11 protein-coding genes and 1 pseudogene are annotated in these 17759 nt (G+C 51.0%); 8 read left to right on the plus strand and 4 right to left on the minus strand.

The annotated features are described in order from the left end of the window. Positions 1–12 precede the first annotated feature (12 nt). Positions 13–1326: a replication-associated recombination protein A gene (locus F7P81_RS06790; RefSeq protein ID WP_151159009.1), complete on the plus strand. Its 1314-nt coding sequence runs from the start codon at positions 13–15 to the stop codon at positions 1324–1326. A gap of 165 nt (positions 1327–1491) precedes the next feature. Here F7P81_RS06790 and F7P81_RS06795 read toward each other — a convergent pair whose 3' ends face one another. After that, a complete protein-coding gene (locus tag F7P81_RS06795; protein ID WP_151159010.1) occupies positions 1492–3288 on the minus strand; it encodes a glucan ABC transporter ATP-binding protein/ permease in 1797 nt (598 codons plus the stop codon). A 507-nt stretch (positions 3289–3795) separates the two neighbouring features. Here F7P81_RS06795 and F7P81_RS06800 point away from each other — a divergent pair. The 4 genes and pseudogenes from F7P81_RS06800 to F7P81_RS06815 all read left to right on the plus strand — a co-directional run bounded on the left by F7P81_RS06800 (position 3796) and on the right by F7P81_RS06815 (position 7340). Further along, a complete protein-coding gene (locus tag F7P81_RS06800; protein WP_151159011.1) occupies positions 3796–4779 on the plus strand; it encodes an RluA family pseudouridine synthase in 984 nt (327 codons plus the stop codon). 139 nt (positions 4780–4918) lie between these two features. Next, positions 4919–5779 (plus strand): annotated as a pseudogene (locus F7P81_RS06805) (DMT family transporter); the annotation flags it as partial. A gap of 65 nt (positions 5780–5844) precedes the next feature. Beyond that, on the plus strand, positions 5845–6498 hold the full coding sequence (locus F7P81_RS06810; protein ID WP_151159013.1) for an HAD-IA family hydrolase: 654 nt from the start codon (positions 5845–5847) through the stop codon (positions 6496–6498). A 41-nt stretch (positions 6499–6539) separates the two neighbouring features. Further along, positions 6540–7340, plus strand: a complete 801-nt coding sequence (locus tag F7P81_RS06815) for an ATP12 family chaperone protein (RefSeq protein ID WP_151159014.1) — start codon at positions 6540–6542, stop codon at positions 7338–7340. 178 nt (positions 7341–7518) lie between these two features. On the opposite strand, the gene glnA is transcribed toward F7P81_RS06815, so the two are convergent. Together glnA and F7P81_RS06825 are read right to left on the minus strand one after the other, a co-directional pair. Continuing rightward, positions 7519–8928 carry a type I glutamate--ammonia ligase gene (gene glnA, locus F7P81_RS06820; protein WP_022711540.1) on the minus strand — a complete coding sequence of 470 codons (1410 nt, stop codon included), beginning with the start codon at positions 8926–8928 and terminating at the stop codon, positions 7519–7521. 66 nt (positions 8929–8994) lie between these two features. Next, on the minus strand, positions 8995–9333 hold the full coding sequence (locus F7P81_RS06825) for a P-II family nitrogen regulator (protein ID WP_028233793.1): 339 nt from the start codon (positions 9331–9333) through the stop codon (positions 8995–8997). 378 nt (positions 9334–9711) lie between these two features. On the opposite strand from F7P81_RS06825, the gene F7P81_RS06830 reads away from it, so the two are divergent. Continuing rightward, entirely contained in the window at positions 9712–11253 is a 1542-nt protein-coding gene (locus F7P81_RS06830) for an NAD(P)H-hydrate dehydratase (protein ID WP_151159015.1), read from the plus strand. Between the two features lie 103 nt (positions 11254–11356). On the opposite strand, the gene uvrA is transcribed toward F7P81_RS06830, so the two are convergent. Further along, positions 11357–14278 carry an excinuclease ABC subunit UvrA gene (gene uvrA / locus F7P81_RS06835; RefSeq protein ID WP_151159016.1) on the minus strand — a complete coding sequence of 974 codons (2922 nt, stop codon included), beginning with the start codon at positions 14276–14278 and terminating at the stop codon, positions 11357–11359. Positions 14279–15560: 1282 nt separating this feature from the next. Here uvrA and F7P81_RS06840 point away from each other — a divergent pair. Together F7P81_RS06840 and ttcA are read left to right on the plus strand one after the other, a co-directional pair. After that, on the plus strand, positions 15561–16676 hold the full coding sequence (locus F7P81_RS06840) for a DmpA family aminopeptidase (protein WP_210246208.1): 1116 nt from the start codon (positions 15561–15563) through the stop codon (positions 16674–16676). A gap of 217 nt (positions 16677–16893) precedes the next feature. After that, complete coding sequence (gene ttcA / locus F7P81_RS06845; protein WP_121993448.1) at positions 16894–17751, plus strand: tRNA 2-thiocytidine(32) synthetase TtcA; 858 nt, start codon at positions 16894–16896, stop codon at positions 17749–17751. Positions 17752–17759: the final 8 nt, after the last annotated feature.

A 17759-nucleotide genomic window follows, 5' to 3' on the forward strand; every position in this document is an offset into this window, starting at 1 on the left:
CGGCCTGTTGCTATGAGTGATTTATTTTCATCTGCTGTTGATCCTTTAGCTGATCGTAACCGTCCGCTGGCGGACCGTATGCGTCCGCGAGACTTGAGCGAAGTCACAGGACAGGAACATCTGACCGGTGAGCAGGGCATTCTCTCGCGTATGATTGCTTCCGGCAGCCTCGGCTCAATGATCTTCTGGGGCCCTCCCGGAACCGGCAAGACCACGATAGCGCGATTGCTGGCCGGTCATACGGATTTGGCCTTTGAGCAGATCTCGGCAATTTTCTCCGGCGTGGCTGATCTCAAGAAAGTTTTTGAAACGGCACGGGCGCGGCGTATGTCCGGCCGCCAGACATTGCTGTTTGTCGATGAGATACATCGCTTCAACCGTGCGCAACAGGATAGTTTTTTGCCGGTTATGGAAGACGGCACGGTTGTGCTGATCGGCGCGACGACCGAAAACCCGTCATTTGAGCTCAATGCCGCTCTGTTGTCGCGTGCGCGGGTTTTGACCTTTAAGCCACATGATGAGACAAGTATCACCACATTACTCGCCAGAGCCGAAGAGGTGGAGCAGAAGCCTTTGCCGCTGGATGCGGATGCCCGTGCCAGTCTGGTGCGTATGGCAGATGGCGATGGCCGTGCGGCGCTGACGCTCGCTGAAGAGGTTTGGCGTGCGGCAAGGCCTGATGAAGTGTTTACCGCCGAGCAGTTGCAGGAAGTCGTACAGCGTCGTGCGCCGGTCTATGACAAAGGGCAGGACGGGCATTATAATCTGATCTCGGCACTGCATAAGTCTGTACGTGGTTCTGATCCTGATGCGGCACTCTATTATCTCAGCCGCATGTTTGATGCAGGGGAGGATCCGCTCTATCTGGGGCGGCGTTTGGTACGTATGGCTGTAGAGGATATCGGTCTTGCCGACCCGCAGGCGCTTGTCATCTGTAATGCTGCCAAGGATGCCTATGATTATCTTGGTTCACCGGAAGGGGAGCTGGCGCTGGCACAGGCCTGTGTCTATCTGGCAACCGCACCAAAATCCAACGGTGTTTATATGGCCTATAAAGCCGCCAGACGCGCTGCCAAAGAAAACGGCTCTCTGCTGCCGCCGAAGCACATTCTCAATGCGCCTACCAAGCTGATGCGTGATGAAGGCTATAATGACGGCTACCGCTACGATCATGATGAGCCGGATGCCTTTTCAGGTCAGGATTATTTCCCTGAAAAAATGGGGCGTCAGCAATATTATAATCCGCCGGAGCGTGGCTTTGAGCGGGAAATCCGCAAACGCCTCGATTATTGGGCGAAGTTGCGGATTGAACGTAATCAAAAATAATATCGTATAATACAATAAAACCCGGTGGTTAGAGTGGTTTGTGCATGATTTGAATCATGCACACCGCTCTAACCCTTTTTTGAGCCGCATTTATACGACGCTAAATAAATATTTAGCTGTAAAATGCTCAAGCTGGGTTTCCTTGTATTTAGATTCTGAAGTGCTTTATGCAGAAGCTTTTGAAGGGAAGCGCGTGACATTGCTGTTTTCATCAATGTCATTTGTCAGGTCTGCTTCTTCGGCCATCAGGCCGCCTGCACGCAGCAGAGAGGCGAAACGACCGCCTTTGGCTGCCAGCTCATTGAAGCTGCCACTTTCAATGATGTGGCCTTTATCAAGGAACAGCACCAGATCGGCATTGCGGACAGTCGAAAGACGGTGCGCGATGATGAAGGTTGTGCGGTCAGAGCTCAGATCATCAATAGCCTGTTTGACCATGCCTTCGGTTTCCACGTCGAGCGCAGAAGTAGCCTCATCAAGCACCAGAATTGGTGCATCTTTGAGGATAGCACGGGCAATCGCCAGACGCTGACGTTCACCACCGGAAAGCTGCGACCCGCGCTCACCGGCAACTGTGTCATAGCCTTCGCTTTTCGCGAGAATGAATTCGTGGGCAGCGGCAGCTTTGGCAGCGGCATGCACTTCTTCATTGGTCGCGCCTTCCGCACCGATACGGATATTATCCTCAATCGAGCGGTTGAACATACCGGCATCCTGAAACACGGTTGCCATAGCTTTGCGCAGCGATGAACGGCTGACATTGCGGGTATCTGTGCCGTCAATGCTGATATGACCGGCCACAGGATCATAAACACGCTGCAGCAGATTGATCAGTGTGGTTTTACCGGCACCTGTCGGGCCGACAATTGCCACGGTCTGACCGGCTTTGGCAGTGAAGGAAATATCATAGACGCCCTGACCGGAATTGCGGAATTCATAGGTCACTTTGTCAAAGACAACTTCACCCTGCACATTTTTCAGATCATTGGCAGATTGTGGTTCTTCATGCATGGCCACAGCATCTTCCATGGCGAAGAACTCTTCGAGTTTCGCGCGTGAAGAGGCAGTCTGGTTGATGAAATTGCTGATCTGGTCGAGACGGCCGATCATCAGCTGGGCAAAACCGATAAAGGTAATCACTTCACCGACACGCAGCTGGCCTTTGGAAACCAGATAGGCACCGATCAGCAGCACGATCACCATAGAAATGGTGGAAGCCATACGGTTCAGGCCGCTGGCCAGTGCCCACCAGTTCAGCACCGGACGCTGGGTTTTTTCCAAAGTTGCCGCGTAATCACGCAGGGCAGAGGCTTCCGCATTGATGCGGTTATAGCTCTGCAACACGGAAATATTGCTGATTGTATCGCTGATATGTTCAAACACTTTGTGATGGTGGCGCTCAACCGCAGCCTGACCATCTTTGGTTTTCTGAATAACCAGCTGGCCGATCATTACATAAATTGCACCGAGTACCATCAGCACCAGTGTCAGGCGCGCATCCATGCTGAGCGCGGTCGGGATCAGCACAGCCAGCGCCACAATGGTGGTGAGGTGGTTGCGCATGAATTCCAGCCACAGCGTGAACAGCGTGTCGGTTGCACGGATCAGCGTGTGCAATGCATTGGAGGTGCCGCGCTGCTGATGCCATGCCAGCGGCATGGTGATGATGCCTTCGTAAGATTTTGTCAGGACGCCGAGACGGCGCTTATGCGCCAGCCGGTCAGCGCCGCGTGCAACCAGTACCACGGCGATAATGTTGAACACACCGAGACCTGCCCACAGAGCGAGGGTCGGGATAATCACGGTCTTTTGCGAAATCGCATCAATGACCCGACCGAACAGCACAGGTTCAAAAATGGTGATCACGCCAAGCGCAATATTCGCCAGCACGATAAGTGCTGTCGCTGTTCTCTCGGCTGAGAGATATTGCAGGGATCTCCAGTAAACGCGCACAATAGACACGGGCCACTCCGGTATAATGTCTGACCGAATTATATCCGCCAGTCAGATTGCGGTCAGAAAAACAAATGTTTAGCGGCAGCGGGAACATGATCCTGATTGCCTGAAACTGCAATGGAAATTGGTGTTCATAAGTGGCAATTTAAGTGCGAAACCGACCATAAATTACAACGGATTGTAACCTGCTGTGATAGTTTTATGTAACCTGCTGAAAATGCATGATTTTATAAAATGTTCAGAAAGTTTAATGGATTTAAATATTCGGTGAGAATCCGGTGCCAGAGAGCTTATTCTTAAGTGTTTTTGCGCTTTACGGTTACAGACGGGGACAGGTCGCCTTTAAGCATGAGTCCGTGCAGAAAACATGTTCTGAACAGTTCCTGTGTCATCTAATGTTTCCATTTGGCTGCGAAATGCTCTAGGAGCATATTTCAGAGTATATTGGCTGCACGGAAGACATTGCATTTGTCGCCGTGATTGTGCCCCGAATTTTAGCGGAATAAACAGAATATGGCTGGCGTAGAACTTAAAACTGTAGATGCAGACGAAACAGGCATGCGCCTTGATCGCTGGTTCAAAGTGCATTTTCCGGGCTTGGGCTTCGGGCATTTGCAAAAGCTGCTGCGCTCCGGCCAGATCCGTGTGGATGGCGGGCGGGTGAAAGCCGATAGCCGTTTGCAGGCTGGACAGTCCGTGCGTGTTCCGCCGCTGGGACACGATGAAAAAGAAGACAATACTCCGCTGACCGGCAAGACCATCCGCAATCAGGGTGATGGCGATGTTCTCAAGAAAATGCTGATTTTTGAGAATGAGAAGGTTTATGTGTTCAATAAACCATCTGGTCTGGCCGTGCAGGGCGGTTCCGGTGTGGTGCGCAGTGTCGATTCGATGCTGGAAGCATGGCGCAATAAAAAAGGCGAAAAGCCGCGTCTGGTGCACCGTCTTGACCGCGATACATCGGGCGTTCTGGTCGTGGCGAAAACCCGTGGTGCCGCACAGGCGCTGACCAAGGCTTTCCGTGAGCGCGACACCAAGAAAACCTATTGGGCTCTGGTGAAGGGCGTACCGCGCAAGCGCGAGAACAAAATCTCCACATGGCTGGTAAAAGACAGCACACCGGATGGTGACCGTATGCGCGTTTGCCAGCATGGTGAGCCGGATTCCGATCACGCCGTCTCTTTCTACCGGGTGCTGGAAACAGCCGGTCAGAACCTGTCCTGGCTGGAAATGGAGCCTTATACCGGCCGTACCCACCAGTTGCGCGTACATGCGCAGTATCTTGGTCATCCGATTATCGGCGATCCGAAATATTTTGAAGCCGATATCAACTGGGATTTCCCGGGCGGTGTGCAGAACCGCCTGCATCTTCATGCGCGCCGTATCCGCATTCCTAATCCGGGTGGCGGTATGATTGATGTTTCTGCGCCTTTGCCGCCGCATATGGTGCAGTCATGGAACCTGCTTGGTTTCGATGCGGATGCGGAACAGGACTGATAGTTGATTGTATGTTCCGCCGCATAACAGGCCGGAATGTGTTTGAAGCGGGGATGAAATGGGCAGGGCAGCAGGGAGCGCGGCGTCGGCAACAGGACGGCTGGTGACAGGTTATGAGCGCCGCGCGACGATAGATACAATGGGCGTGGCGCTGATGCTGTTTATCTGCGTCAGCTGGGGGATGAATCAGGTTGCTATCAAAATCGGCAATCAGGGTTTCAATCCGATGTATATGGCCGCTGCGCGCTCTTTCGTTGGCGGCTTTCTCGTTTTCCTCTGGTGCCGTTTTCGCGGTATTGCCCTGTTTGAAAAAGATAAAACGCTTATTCCCGGTCTGGTGATCGGGCTGCTGTTCGGTCTGGAATTTGTTCTGATTTTTGCAGGGCTGGATTTCACCAGTGCCGGACGCTCCACGCTGATGATGAATACTATGCCGTTCTGGGTGGCAATTGGTGCGCATTTTCTGCTGGGCGAGCGGATGCGGGTACTCACCGTCGTCGGAATGATTGTTGCATTCGGCGGTGTGGTGCTGGTTCTCTCGGATGAATTGTCTATGCCCGGCGAGAATGCCATTTACGGCGATATTCTCTGTCTGATCTCCAGCGTGTTCTGGGCGGCGACGACACTGGTTATCAAGAAGACACCGCTGAGCGATGCTGCACCGGAAAAAACCTTGCTTTATCAGTTACTTATTGCGGCGATTGTACCTTTGCCTTTTGCGCCGATGCTGGGGGATGCGGTTCGTGATCCGACTATGCTGACCTATGCGGCTTTTGTGTTTCAGTCGGCCTTTATTGTCGCTTTTACCTATCCGCTGTGGTTCTGGATGATCCGCCGTTATCCTGCTTCAGCCCTGTCAAATTTCGCATTGCTGATCCCTGCCTTCGGGGTGATGCTGAGCGGACTGGTGCTGGGTGAGCCTATGAGCTGGAAGCTATTTGCAGCGCTTGGCCTGATCGCAGGCGGATTATTTATTGCCAATTATGCGCAGCGTATTGCGGTGCGCAAAGCAGCGCAGCAATTTGATACTGACTTGGCAAAAACTATGCAGGAAAAAGCCTCACTATGAAACTGGTGCTGTTTGATTGTGACGGAACGCTGGTGAATAGCGGCGGCGTTATTCATCGTTGTATGGCCGAGACTTTTGCGAGTGCAGGTCTGCGTGTGCCGGAACTGAGCGAGACACAGGAAATTATCGGTCTGACCCTCAATCTGGCGATTTCGCAAATTTCCGGCATTCCTATGGGCGCTGAAATCGAGAATCTGACCGAGCAATATAAACAGCAGTTTCGTAAAATCCGGCTCGAACATGATTTTGACGAGCCGCTTTATGACGGTATTGCCGAATTGATTGATGTTCTGGCTGCGCAGGATGATATTCTGTTGGGTATGGTGACAGGAAAATCCCGCCGTGGCGTGATATCGGTGATGGAACGCCATGGTTTCGACCGGAATTTTCTTGTATCCCGCTGCGCAGATGATTGTCCATCCAAGCCACATCCGGCAATGGTGCTGGAATGTTGCCATGAGACGGGTTGCGATGTGTCGCAGACCTTTGTAATCGGTGATACGACTTACGATATGATGATGGCAGGCAGTGCCGGTGCTACAGCAATCGGTGTAAACTGGGGCTATCATAAGCCGGACAGATTAAGTGAAGCGGGTGCCGCAACTATATTGCATCATCCGTCGGATTTGTTGGGGCAGCTTGCGCGCTGATGGCGTGGTGAGATTCTGAACCGAAATATTTAGGAAATAAAATGCGCAATATTCTTGAAGATATCGAACAGGCACGGCTCGATCATGAGGCGATGCTGTCTGATCCTGATCCGGTTATCCGCGCACAAAAGCAGATGCTGACGCCATTGCCGAAGCGTTTCTATAAAGACGTGACTGTCGGTGCCTATGAAGCCGGTGGTTTTGCCATATTGCTGGATGGCAAGCTGGTCAATACGCCGCTGCGAAACAAGCTGGTTCTGCCAACGGAAGCCGCTGCGCAGATCGTGGCAGAAGAATTTGCCCGTCAGGATACACATATTAATCCGGCAGATATGCCGGCAACCCGTCTGGTCAATACGGCGATTGATGGTGTTGCTGCGGAAACGCAGGCGGTGCTGGAAGAAATTCTGCGCTTCGCCGGTACTGATCTGCTGTGCTATCGCGCAGACAGCCCGAAAGAACTGGTTGACCGCCAGCGTGAACATTGGGATCCGCTGCTTGATTGGGCCGCGACACTTGGTGCGAATTTCGAGGTTACAGAAGGCCTGATGCATGTGGCGCAACCGCGTGAGGCGCTGGCTGCTTTCGGTGCACATCTGCGTATGGTTTCTGATCCTGTTGCACTGGCTGCTCTGCATGTGATGACCACACTTTGCGGCTCGGCAATTACCGGTCTGGCATTGTTTAAAGGTGCCATTGATGTGGATACGGCATGGAAGGTCGCCCATGTCGATGAAGACTGGACGATTGAACAATGGGGGGAGGATGAAGAGGCGCAGGTGCGCCGTGCATGGCGGGAGCGGGAAATCCGTGCAGCTGATGCGCTGGTGCGTGCACTCTAATCAACGCTGAAATTGATATAAATTTAAGCCGCGCCGGTTTGTCCGCCGCGGCTTTTTTCTATCGATAAATATAAAATAATCAGAGTCTTACATGGATTATCTGCCAATTAGATTCATTGATTGTCAGGCAAATAAAAAACCCCGCCATTGGCGGGGTTTCTTGTTTCGGGAGGATGTATCAGCAGGAGTAATACATATCGAATTCAACCGGATGCGGAGCCATTTCAAAGCGCATGACTTCCTGCATTTTCAGTTCAATGAAGCTGTCGATCTGATCGTCGCTGAACACGTCGCCAGCTTTGAGGAAGGCACGGTCTTTGTCGAGGCTCTGGAGGGCTTCACGCAGAGAACCGCAAACGGTAGGAATTTTTTTCAGTTCTTTAGCTGGCAGATCATAGAGATCTTTATCCATTGCCTGACCCGGATGGATCTTGTTCTTGATGCCGTCAAGACCAGCCATCAGAATGGCAGCAAAGCAATAGTAAGGGTTTGCAGTCGGATCAGGGAAGCGGACTTCCAGACGCTTTGATTTTGGCGAATTACCAAATGGAATACGGCAGGAAGCTGAACGGTTGCGGGCGGAATAGGCCAGCAGAACAGGCGCTTCATAACCCGGAACCAGACGCTTATAAGAGTTGGTCGAAGGGTTGGTGAAGGCATTCAGTGCTTTGGCGTGTTTGATTACGCCGCCGATGAAGAACAGACAGCTTTCTGACAGACCGGCATATTCATTACCGGCGAAAGTCGGCTTGCCGTCTTTCCAGATCGATACGTGAACATGCATGCCCGAACCATTGTCACCGAAGATTGGCTTCGGCATGAAGGTTGCGGTCTTGCCATAGGCATTTGCAGTCTGGTGAACGACATATTTGAAGAGCTGCATCTTGTCGGCATTAGCGACGAGCGTGTCGAATTTCACGCCGAGTTCGTGCTGAGCGGCTGCAACTTCATGGTGATGCTTTTCAACGGTTACGCCCATTTCGGACAGAACTGTGAGCATTTCCGAGCGCATATCCTGACAGCTGTCGATTGGCGGAACAGGGAAATAGCCGCCTTTAACGCGCGGACGGTGACCCATATTGCCGGTTTCGTAATCGGTGTCATCATTTGATGGCAGTTCGCTGGAATCCAGCTTGAAACCGGTATTGTAAGGGTCGTTTTTGTATTTTACATCATCGAAGATGAAGAATTCAGCTTCCGGGCCGATGAAAACAGTGTCGCCGATGCCAAGCGATTTCACATAGGCTTCTGCTTTCTTGGCAGTGCCGCGCGGATCGCGGTTGTAGTTTTCGCCGGTAACAGGATCGAGAATATCGCAAAGCAGAACCAGAGTGGACGCTGCAAAGAACGGATCCATGTGAGCGGAAGCCGGATCAGGCATCAGAACCATGTCGGATTCATTGATGGCTTTCCAGCCGCCGATAGAGGAGGCGTCGAACATAACGCCGTCGGTGAACATGTCTTCATCAACCATGCCCACATCCATAGTCACATGGTGCAGCTTGCCTTTAGGGTCAGTAAAACGCAGGTCAACGAATTTTACGTCGTTGTCAGAGATCAGTTTCAGAATGTCATGGGCGGTCGTCATATGCATTTTCCTATTGAACGACGTTAAACTGAGAAAATTTGTCCGGCATAACCGGTGACTTACATATCAGATGGCATCAGGGCCGGTTTCGCCGGTACGGATGCGGATCACTTCTTCAACGCTGGAGATAAAGATTTTACCATCGCCGATACGGCCGGTTTGTGCGGCTTTGCGGATGGCTTCCACCGCTGCGTCCACTGCATCATCGGCAAGCACGACTTCGATTTTTACCTTTGGCAGAAAATCGACAACATATTCCGCGCCGCGATACAGTTCAGTGTGGCCTTTTTGACGGCCGAAACCCTTGGCTTCCAGAACGGTGATACCTTGCAGGCCGACGTCCTGAAGTGCTTCTTTGACTTCATCAAGTTTGAAAGGCTTAATGATAGCTTCGATTTTTTTCATCAGAATGCTGCCTCCGTTTATTTCTGAGCCTTACATGGCCTTGAAATATCATAAGCATAAATCGTGCCAAAATCTGCGAATTTATAATCTGACGGGTAAAATTTTATAATTTTTTATGGGCAGGCAGAATTTTAATTGGCAGCTTTTGCTGCAGCTTGTTGAAATGTTTGGTTTATTTTTAAATGATGTCAAAAAGTGAATTTCAGCTGAGGCAAAGAATGTGCAGAAATTTCAGGCAAGGCTGCATCTGCGTTGCCTTTGCATGAAAAAATGGCAGTGATAAATATGATTGCCGGATTATGATTGCCTAAAATTTAGGCATTGTGCGTTCTAAATAAGCATGTGTGAAGCAATGAAGCATTCTTTCAGGAGCCTGATATGGAATTATTGACGCCGGAAGAGATGGGGCAGGCTGACCGGATTACCATTGCGGGTGGTATTGCAGGCTATCATCTGATGCAGCGCGCCGGACAGGCGGTATTTGAGGAGATTGTAAGATTTTGGCCAGATGCCCGTTCTGTCGCTGTGCTTTGTGGTTCCGGTAATAATGGCGGCGATGGCTATGTCGTCGCAAAGCTGTTGAAGGCGGCGGGCATATCTGTGGCTTGCTTTTATACGGAACAACCCAAAACGAACAGTGATGCGGCTCTTGCCTATGCTGACTATGTGTCTTTGGGCGGGCAGGTTCTGCCGCTTCATCATTTTATACCTGAAGATTATTCGCTGGTTGTGGACGCTTTGCTCGGTGCGGGGCTGGTGCGTGATGTAAGCGGAGAGCTGACAACTTGTATCACAAGGCTGAACATGTCCGGTATATCTGTCTGTGCGATTGATCTGCCAAGCGGTGTATCTGGACTGGACGGGCAGATTAAAGGCGCTGCTGTGCAGGCGCAGCACACGGTTACGTTTTTTCGTAAGAAGCCCGGACATTTATTGCAGCCGGGACGTGAGTTATGCGGTGAAGTGCATGTCCGCGATATCAGCATTGAAGATACGGTATTCGAAACAATACCGGTCAGGCTTTATGAAAATCTGCCGGAGCTTTGGTGTGATGCTCTCCCTGTTACACTGGTCAATGCCCATAAATTTACACGCGGCCATGTCGGGGTATTTTCCGGCGGGATGATGTCCACCGGTGCTGCACGTCTGAGTGCGGCGGCTTCCGCGCGTGCAGGGGCGGGGCTGGTGACAATGATTGCACCGCCGGATGCATTGCCTGTTCATGCCGCACATCTGACGGGCACAATGCTGTATCCGTTAGGTGAAACTGTTGATGTTCTGAATTTTATTAAAGCGAGAAAAGTCAAAACTGTGGTTTTGGGGCCTGCCTTTGGCGATGTGCCAAGAGCGCGGGATTTGGTCTGTGCATTATTGGCGGAGTACGCAGATGAAACGGGTTTGAAAACACTGGTGCTGGATGCTGATGGAATCACGGCATTTAAAGATCCGCCGCAAATACTGTTTGCTGCCGCAGAACGATCAGGCTGTTCGCTGGTGCTAACACCGCATGAGGGAGAGTTTCAACGGTTATTCGGAGGATTGGTTACGGATAGTCAGAGTAAAGTTGAGAAAGCGCGGCTAGCTGCTCAGCTCAGCCATAGTGTGGTGATTTATAAGGGGGCGGATACGGTGATCGCCGCACCGGATGGCCGTGCTGCAATTAATAGCAACGGTAATGCATTACTGGCAACTGCCGGCTCCGGTGATGTGCTGACCGGTATTATCGCGGGGCTATGCGCACAGGACATGCCGGTTTTTGAAGCTGCCTGTGCGGCGGTGTGGATACATGCGGAAACTGCAAATTGTTTTGCCGAGGAAGCGCCGGTCGGCTTAATCGCCGAAGATATGCCTGACCTGATTGTAAAAGTATGGGCAAGACTTGCGAAAATGGTTTGCTCTCAAATGACAGCATATCCCTGAAAAATGGGAAGCACTGAGATAAGAAAATCAGATCACAGAGCTGATTTTCGTTCCCGTATCATTTAATAAAAACGCCGCCTGTTTTATCAGGCGGCGTTTTTATTTATTCAGCTGCGAGTGTTTTGCCGTCAGGGCGACGTTCCAGCAGTTCCTTCAGGAAGTGGCCGGTATAAGAACGCGGTTCGGCGACGATATCTTCCGGACGACCAACAGCAACGATCTCACCACCGCCGTCACCGCCTTCAGGGCCGAGATCCAATACCCAGTCAGCGGTTTTGATGACTTCGAGATTATGCTCGATAACAGCAACCGTATTGCCCTGATCAACAAGCTCGTGCAGCACTTCCAGCAGTTTGGCAACGTCATGGAAATGCAGGCCTGTGGTTGGCTCATCAAGAATGTATAGCGTCTTGCCGGTTGCGCGACGGGATAGTTCCTTGGCAAGCTTAACACGCTGGGCTTCACCGCCGGAGAGCGTGGTCGCCTGCTGGCCGATCTTGATATAGCCAAGACCGACGCGGTTCAGCGTTTCCATCTTGTCACGGATACTTGGCACCGCAGCGAAGAATTCCACACCTTCTTCAACCGTCATATCAAGAACATCGGCGATGCTCTTGCTTTTAAACAGAACTTCCAGTGTTTCACGGTTGTAGCGTTTGCCGTTACAAACATCACATGTAACGTAAACATCAGGCAGGAAGTGCATTTCAATCTTGATAACACCGTCACCTTGACAGGCTTCACAGCGTCCGCCTTTGACGTTGAATGAGAAGCGCCCAGGCTGATACCCGCGTGCTTTTGCTTCCGGCAGACCGGCAAACCAGTCACGGATTGGTGTGAATGCACCGGTATAAGTTGCCGGATTGGAACGCGGTGTACGGCCGATTGGTGACTGATCGATATCAATGACCTTGTCCAGCAGTTCCAGACCTTCAATCCGGTCGTGTTCGGCTGGATGCTCGCGGGAGCCCATAATTTTACGTGAAGCAGCTTTATACAGGGTTTCGATCAGGAAGGTGGACTTACCACCACCGGACACACCGGTTACTGCGGTAAAGGTACCAAGCGGAATTTCACCGGTTACGTTTTTCAGGTTATTGGCACGGGCGCCGACAACTTTAATGCGTTTGGATTTGGCGATCTTACGGCGTTCTGCCGGAACCATAACCTGCATTGCGCCGGACAGATATTTGCCGGTGATAGAATTTGGATTGTTTATCACTTCGGACGGTGTGCCCTTAGCAATAATCTGGCCGCCATGAATACCGGCTGCCGGACCAATATCAACGACATAATCGGCTGTGAGGATGGCATCCTCATCATGCTCAACCACAATTACGGTATTGCCGAGATCACGCAGATGACGCAGCGTGTCGAGCAGACGCGCATTGTCGCGCTGATGCAAACCAATGGATGGTTCATCCAGCACATAGAGAACGCCGGTCAGGCCGGAGCCGATCTGCGAAGCCAGGCGAATACGCTGGCTTTCACCGCCGGAAAGCGTGCCGGAATTACGCGACAGTGACAGATAATCCAGCCCCACATCATTGAGGAAGCGCAGGCGTTCACGGATTTCTTTCAGAATACGGGCAGCAATTTCGTTCTGTTTACCATTGAACTGCTGGTCAATCGTGCTGAACCACTGATCTGCATTACGGATCGACATTTCCGTTAACTGACCGATATGCATCATGCCGACTTTAACCGCCAGTGCTTCCGGTTTCAGGCGATAGCCTGCACAGGAAGGGCAAGGTGTGGCAGACATATATCGCTCAATCTCTTCACGCGACCAGTTGGAATCAGTTTCCTTCCAGCGGCGCTGCAGATTAGGAATAACACCTTCAAATGTCTTGGTGGTTTCGTAAGAGCGTGAGCCATCCTTATAAACAAAGGTAATTTCTTTGCCCTTTGTGCCGTGAAGCACAGCCTTTTGTGCATCTTCGCTCAAATCCTGCCACTTATCTGTCAGCTTGAAACCATAGGCTTTGCCCAGTGCTTCCAATGTCTGATTGTAATATGGCGATGAGGATTTTGCCCAAGGTGCGATTGCACCGTCTTTCATGCGCAGAGTTTCATCCGGCACAATCAGGTTCGGGTCAATGGCCTGCTGAGAACCAAGACCGTCACAGGTCGGGCACGCACCAAACGGATTGTTGAAGGAGAACAGGCGCGGCTCAATCTCGGCAATGGTAAAGCCAGAAACAGGGCAGGCGAATTTTTCTGAGAATAGCACGCGCTCATGGGTGTCATTCTTGGATTTATTGGCACTGTCTGCTGCGGTTGCTTCCGGTGGCAGCGGTTTATCCGCAAATTCTGCAATCGCCAGACCTTCGGCGAGTTGCAGACAGGTTTCCAGACTGTCGGCCAGACGCGAAGCCAGATCAGGACGCACCACAACGCGGTCAACCACGACATCAATATCGTGCTTGTATTTCTTATCCAGTGCCGGTGCGTCAGCTATTTCATAGAAAACACCATCAATTTTGACACGCTGGAAGCCTTTTTTCTGCAGTTCAGCGAGCTCTTTGCGGTATTCACCCTTACGGCCGCGTACAATCGGCGCCATGATATAGAGGCGAGTGCCTTCTTCAAAAGCCATCACGCGGTCAACCATCTGGCTGACAGTCTGGCTTTCAATCGGCAGGCCGGTGGCAGGGGAATAAGGTACGCCAACGCGTGCATAGAGCAGGCGCAGATAGTCGTAAATCTCGGTGACAGTACCGACCGTTGAGCGCGGGTTGCGGCTGGTGGTTTTCTGTTCAATGGAAATAGCCGGTGACAGACCGTCAATCTGGTCAACATCCGGCTTTTGCATCATTTCCAGAAACTGGCGTGCATAGGCTGAAAGACTTTCGACATAACGGCGCTGACCTTCCGCATAAATCGTGTCGAAAGCGAGCGATGATTTACCGGAACCGGACAGACCGGTCATGACAATCAGCTTGTCGCGCGGCAGATCAATATCAATATTTTTCAGATTATGTTCGCGGGCGCCGCGAATGGAAATAAATTTTTGATCGCTCATCAGCATTGTGCCTGCGGTTGGTGCGTAACAATTTGGCCGGAAACAGGAGAATGGCAGGATTTACAATGCCTCAGCCGAAACTCAGACATTTATATAGGTGCGCTCTGCTCAAACTCAATATTGACCGGATTTGTACTCTGTTTTGCGGAACCGCGCTGCACCAATGACAGTCCAGCTGCTCTCCCGCAATTTTGCAAAAGGTTATAGAACAAAATATGAACTTAAGTCCAGTCAGATTTTGGTTGTAATCGCAGCAAAGCAGAATTTCTTGTCTAGAGCGGTTTACGTCCAGATTGGATCATAGTACTCGCTCTAGATTCTTTATTTGGTCGCATTATCACGGGCGTCAAGTTGATCCAACTTGACTGTGAAATGCTCTAAGTTCATCAAATGACGATGTAATATAATGTGAAAACCTATCAGTTGACGATGCGCTGTCCTGAGAGCACACTGAAATTGTCTTCAGCATCAGCGGAGGAAAGGGATGTAAAGTCCCGAACAGCTGAAGACGGGCGAAAGCCCAGACAGGAACTTATACTGTTCCGCGCGAAACAGGAGGAATATAAGGATGAGTCCACCTGACCATGCATGACGATATTGTATCGTCGAAAAATAATGTTTTTTCTGAAACTACCGGATTTCTGTAAGGACTATCTGTGAAGATAGTATGCATAGAAAGATCAATGACTATATTCACCGATCTGTGTGCTTCGGCAGCAAATCGCAGAATATAGGATTTGCTGAAAGTGGTAAGGTTCTGAAAATTATAGCTGAATGCTATATCTGCGGTTCAGAGCCAGACTGTCACAAATGAAAGTTGAAGTGTGGTTTTATTGAAAGAGCAACAATTTATCATTTCTGCAGATAACCTGCCTTTAGGGCAGCTTTCTGAAAGCTTGTCGGCGAATGACTACCGACAAAATGGGATGAACCCCAATCAAAAGCCCTGCGCGCCAAAATAAGTGAGCGGCAGGGCATTTTTGTATCTTGCATAAACTTATTGCCGAGGCAGATGCGCCTCTACCCTTTCTCATCTTCTCTCCCAGCTTAATAGTGATGCGATAAGCCTGCTGATAACGGCGGGATGAAAGCAATTGCGCGGATAAATTTGCGGTGCTTATATGCCGGTGGTGGTATCGGGGAGCATGACGACATACCGCCACGGAGGGTTCTCAAAAATCAGGGCAAAGACGCTGTGTTTTTGCCTAAAGACAGTTTGCGACAGCGGCGGCTCCTGCTTCTGGCGGAATTGTTTTGATTGCAGAATATGGAAATAATTTTAATGACAAGCATATCGCATAAACCGCGCGCGCGTGATCTCGGTATTCCGTTTACAGGCACAACCGGCCCGAATAATGCCATTACCGATGTTGAAGGCGTGACGGTTGGTTATTCGACGATTATCGAGGGTGAGGGCAAGTTAGAGACCGGTAAAGGCCCTGCACGCACTGGCGTTACAGCCATTCTGCCACGGGGTAAGACATTCAATCCGGTTTTCTCCGGCTGGTATTCTCTCAACGGTAATGGCGAAATGACCGGCACAACATGGGTGGAGGAGAGCGGTTTTCTGGAAGGGCCGATAGCGATCACCAATACGCATAGCGTTGGCGTGGTGCGGGATTCTGTAGTTTCATGGCTGATTGATAATGATCTGACGGGGCCGCATTTCAAAGATCTTTATTGGCTACTGCCGGTGGTAGCTGAAACATGGGACGGTATCCTGAACGATATCAACGGCATGCATGTGAAAAAAGAACATGTCTATGCCGCGCTGGATAATGCTGCGGGTGGTAAAATTGCAGAAGGTAATGTCGGTGGCGGCACCGGCATGAACCTGTTTCATTTTAAAGGCGGCACTGGCACATCCTCCCGTAAACTGAGCGATGAAGAGGGCGGTTATACTGTCGGCGTCTTGGTGCAGGGTAATTTCGGCAGACGGCAGGATTTGATGATTGCCGGTGTGCCGGTCGGTGAGGAAATTACCGAGCTGATGCAGGATACATCATGGACGCGTGAGGAAAGCGGCTCGATTATCGTTGTCGTGGCAACGGATGCGCCGCTGCTGCCGCATCAATTGAAACGGCTGGCACGTCGTGTGCCTGTTGGCATTGGTCGTGTCGGTGGTTTTGGTGCCAATGGCAGCGGTGATATTTTTATCGCGTTTTCAACGGCCAATCCTGATGCTTTTAGTCGCGAAGAGACTACACAAATGGAGATGGTTTCCAATAATAAAATGGATCCGCTCATTCAGGCAGCCGCTTTGGCAACCGAAGAGGCCATTATCAATGCGATGATTGCCGCGGAAACCATGAAAGGGCGGGACGATAATATCTCTTACGCACTTCCGCATGACCGGCTTGTTGAAGTTATGAAGAAGTATAACAGACACTCTGAATGAAATTTGTGACCGGGAGGCGGCTGAAAAGCCGCTTCTTTGTTGCGAACAGGGGCAGTTCGCTTTATTCGATGCTCTAACAGCAGTTTTTTGCAGCAGAGATATTATGAATATTCACGACACCACGCTGAATGGCGGCACACCCTCAACCGTGCAGGATAAAGCAGAACAATCTGCGCCGGTTTCCGATATCAGTCAGGAACTGGATGATTATGCATCCATGAGTGATGAGGATATGGGCGGCGACGGTTGTCATCCGTTGTTTCGCAATGTGCCGTCCTCGGTCGGCTTTAACAAGCTGCGCAAGCGCCTGCTGCGTCAGACCCGTCAGGCGATGGATGATTTTGCTATGGTGCGTCCGGGCGACCGCTGGCTGGTTGCGCTTTCCGGCGGTAAGGATTCCTATGGCTTGCTGGCTTTGCTGCTTGATTTGAAATGGCGCGGTGTGTTGCCGGTCGATCTGATTGCCTGCAATCTCGATCAGGGACAGCCGAATTTTCCGAAACATATTCTGCCGGATTACCTGACCAAAAATCAGATTACCCATCGCATTGAATATCAGGATACCTATTCGATCGTGACGGATAAGGTGCCGGAAAATCAGACCTATTGTGCGCTTTGCTCGCGTTTGCGCCGTGGTAATCTCTACCGTGTTGCGCGTGAAGAGGGCTGCTCGGCGCTGGTGCTTGGCCATCACCGCGAAGATATTCTCGAAACCTTTTTCATGAACTTGTTCCATGGTGGTCGTCTGGCGTCGATGCCACCGAAACTGCTGAATGATGAAGGCGATTTGCTGGTCTTGCGCCCATTAGCCTATGCGGCGGAAGATGATCTGGCAAAATTTGCCACAGCGATGGAATTCCCGATCATTCCTTGTGATCTGTGCGGCAGTCAGGATGGCCTACAGCGCAATATGATGAAGGCCATGCTGACCGATATTGAAAAGCGCATGCCAGGTCGTAAAGATACGATGATCCGCGCGCTGGCCAATGTGCGTCCGAGCCATTTGCTGGATCGTAAGATTTTTGATTTTGCGTCACTGATGGCGCCGGAACTATCCTCCCCCTCAGAAGAATAACGGAAGCA

Source organism: Pseudochrobactrum saccharolyticum (genome assembly GCF_008801715.1).
Classification (GTDB): domain Bacteria; phylum Pseudomonadota; class Alphaproteobacteria; order Rhizobiales; family Rhizobiaceae; genus Pseudochrobactrum; species Pseudochrobactrum saccharolyticum.

What these genes read in the sequence shown, in the direction of transcription:
- F7P81_RS06840 (WP_210246208.1), top strand. Translation starts at nt 15,561, where the DNA reads ATGACAAGCATATCGCATAAACCGCGCGCGCGTGATCTCGGTATTCCG.
- F7P81_RS06810 (WP_151159013.1), top strand. Translation starts at nt 5,845, where the DNA reads ATGAAACTGGTGCTGTTTGATTGTGACGGAACGCTGGTGAATAGCGGC.
- ttcA (WP_121993448.1), top strand. Translation starts at nt 16,894, where the DNA reads ATGAGTGATGAGGATATGGGCGGCGACGGTTGTCATCCGTTGTTTCGC.
- uvrA (WP_151159016.1), bottom strand. Translation starts at nt 14,278, where the DNA reads ATGAGCGATCAAAAATTTATTTCCATTCGCGGCGCCCGCGAACATAAT.
- F7P81_RS06830 (WP_151159015.1), top strand. Translation starts at nt 9,712, where the DNA reads ATGGAATTATTGACGCCGGAAGAGATGGGGCAGGCTGACCGGATTACC.
- F7P81_RS06825 (WP_028233793.1), bottom strand. Translation starts at nt 9,333, where the DNA reads ATGAAAAAAATCGAAGCTATCATTAAGCCTTTCAAACTTGATGAAGTC.
- F7P81_RS06790 (WP_151159009.1), top strand. Translation starts at nt 13, where the DNA reads ATGAGTGATTTATTTTCATCTGCTGTTGATCCTTTAGCTGATCGTAAC.
- glnA (WP_022711540.1), bottom strand. Translation starts at nt 8,928, where the DNA reads ATGACGACCGCCCATGACATTCTGAAACTGATCTCTGACAACGACGTA.
- F7P81_RS06815 (WP_151159014.1), top strand. Translation starts at nt 6,540, where the DNA reads ATGCGCAATATTCTTGAAGATATCGAACAGGCACGGCTCGATCATGAG.
- F7P81_RS06800 (WP_151159011.1), top strand. Translation starts at nt 3,796, where the DNA reads ATGGCTGGCGTAGAACTTAAAACTGTAGATGCAGACGAAACAGGCATG.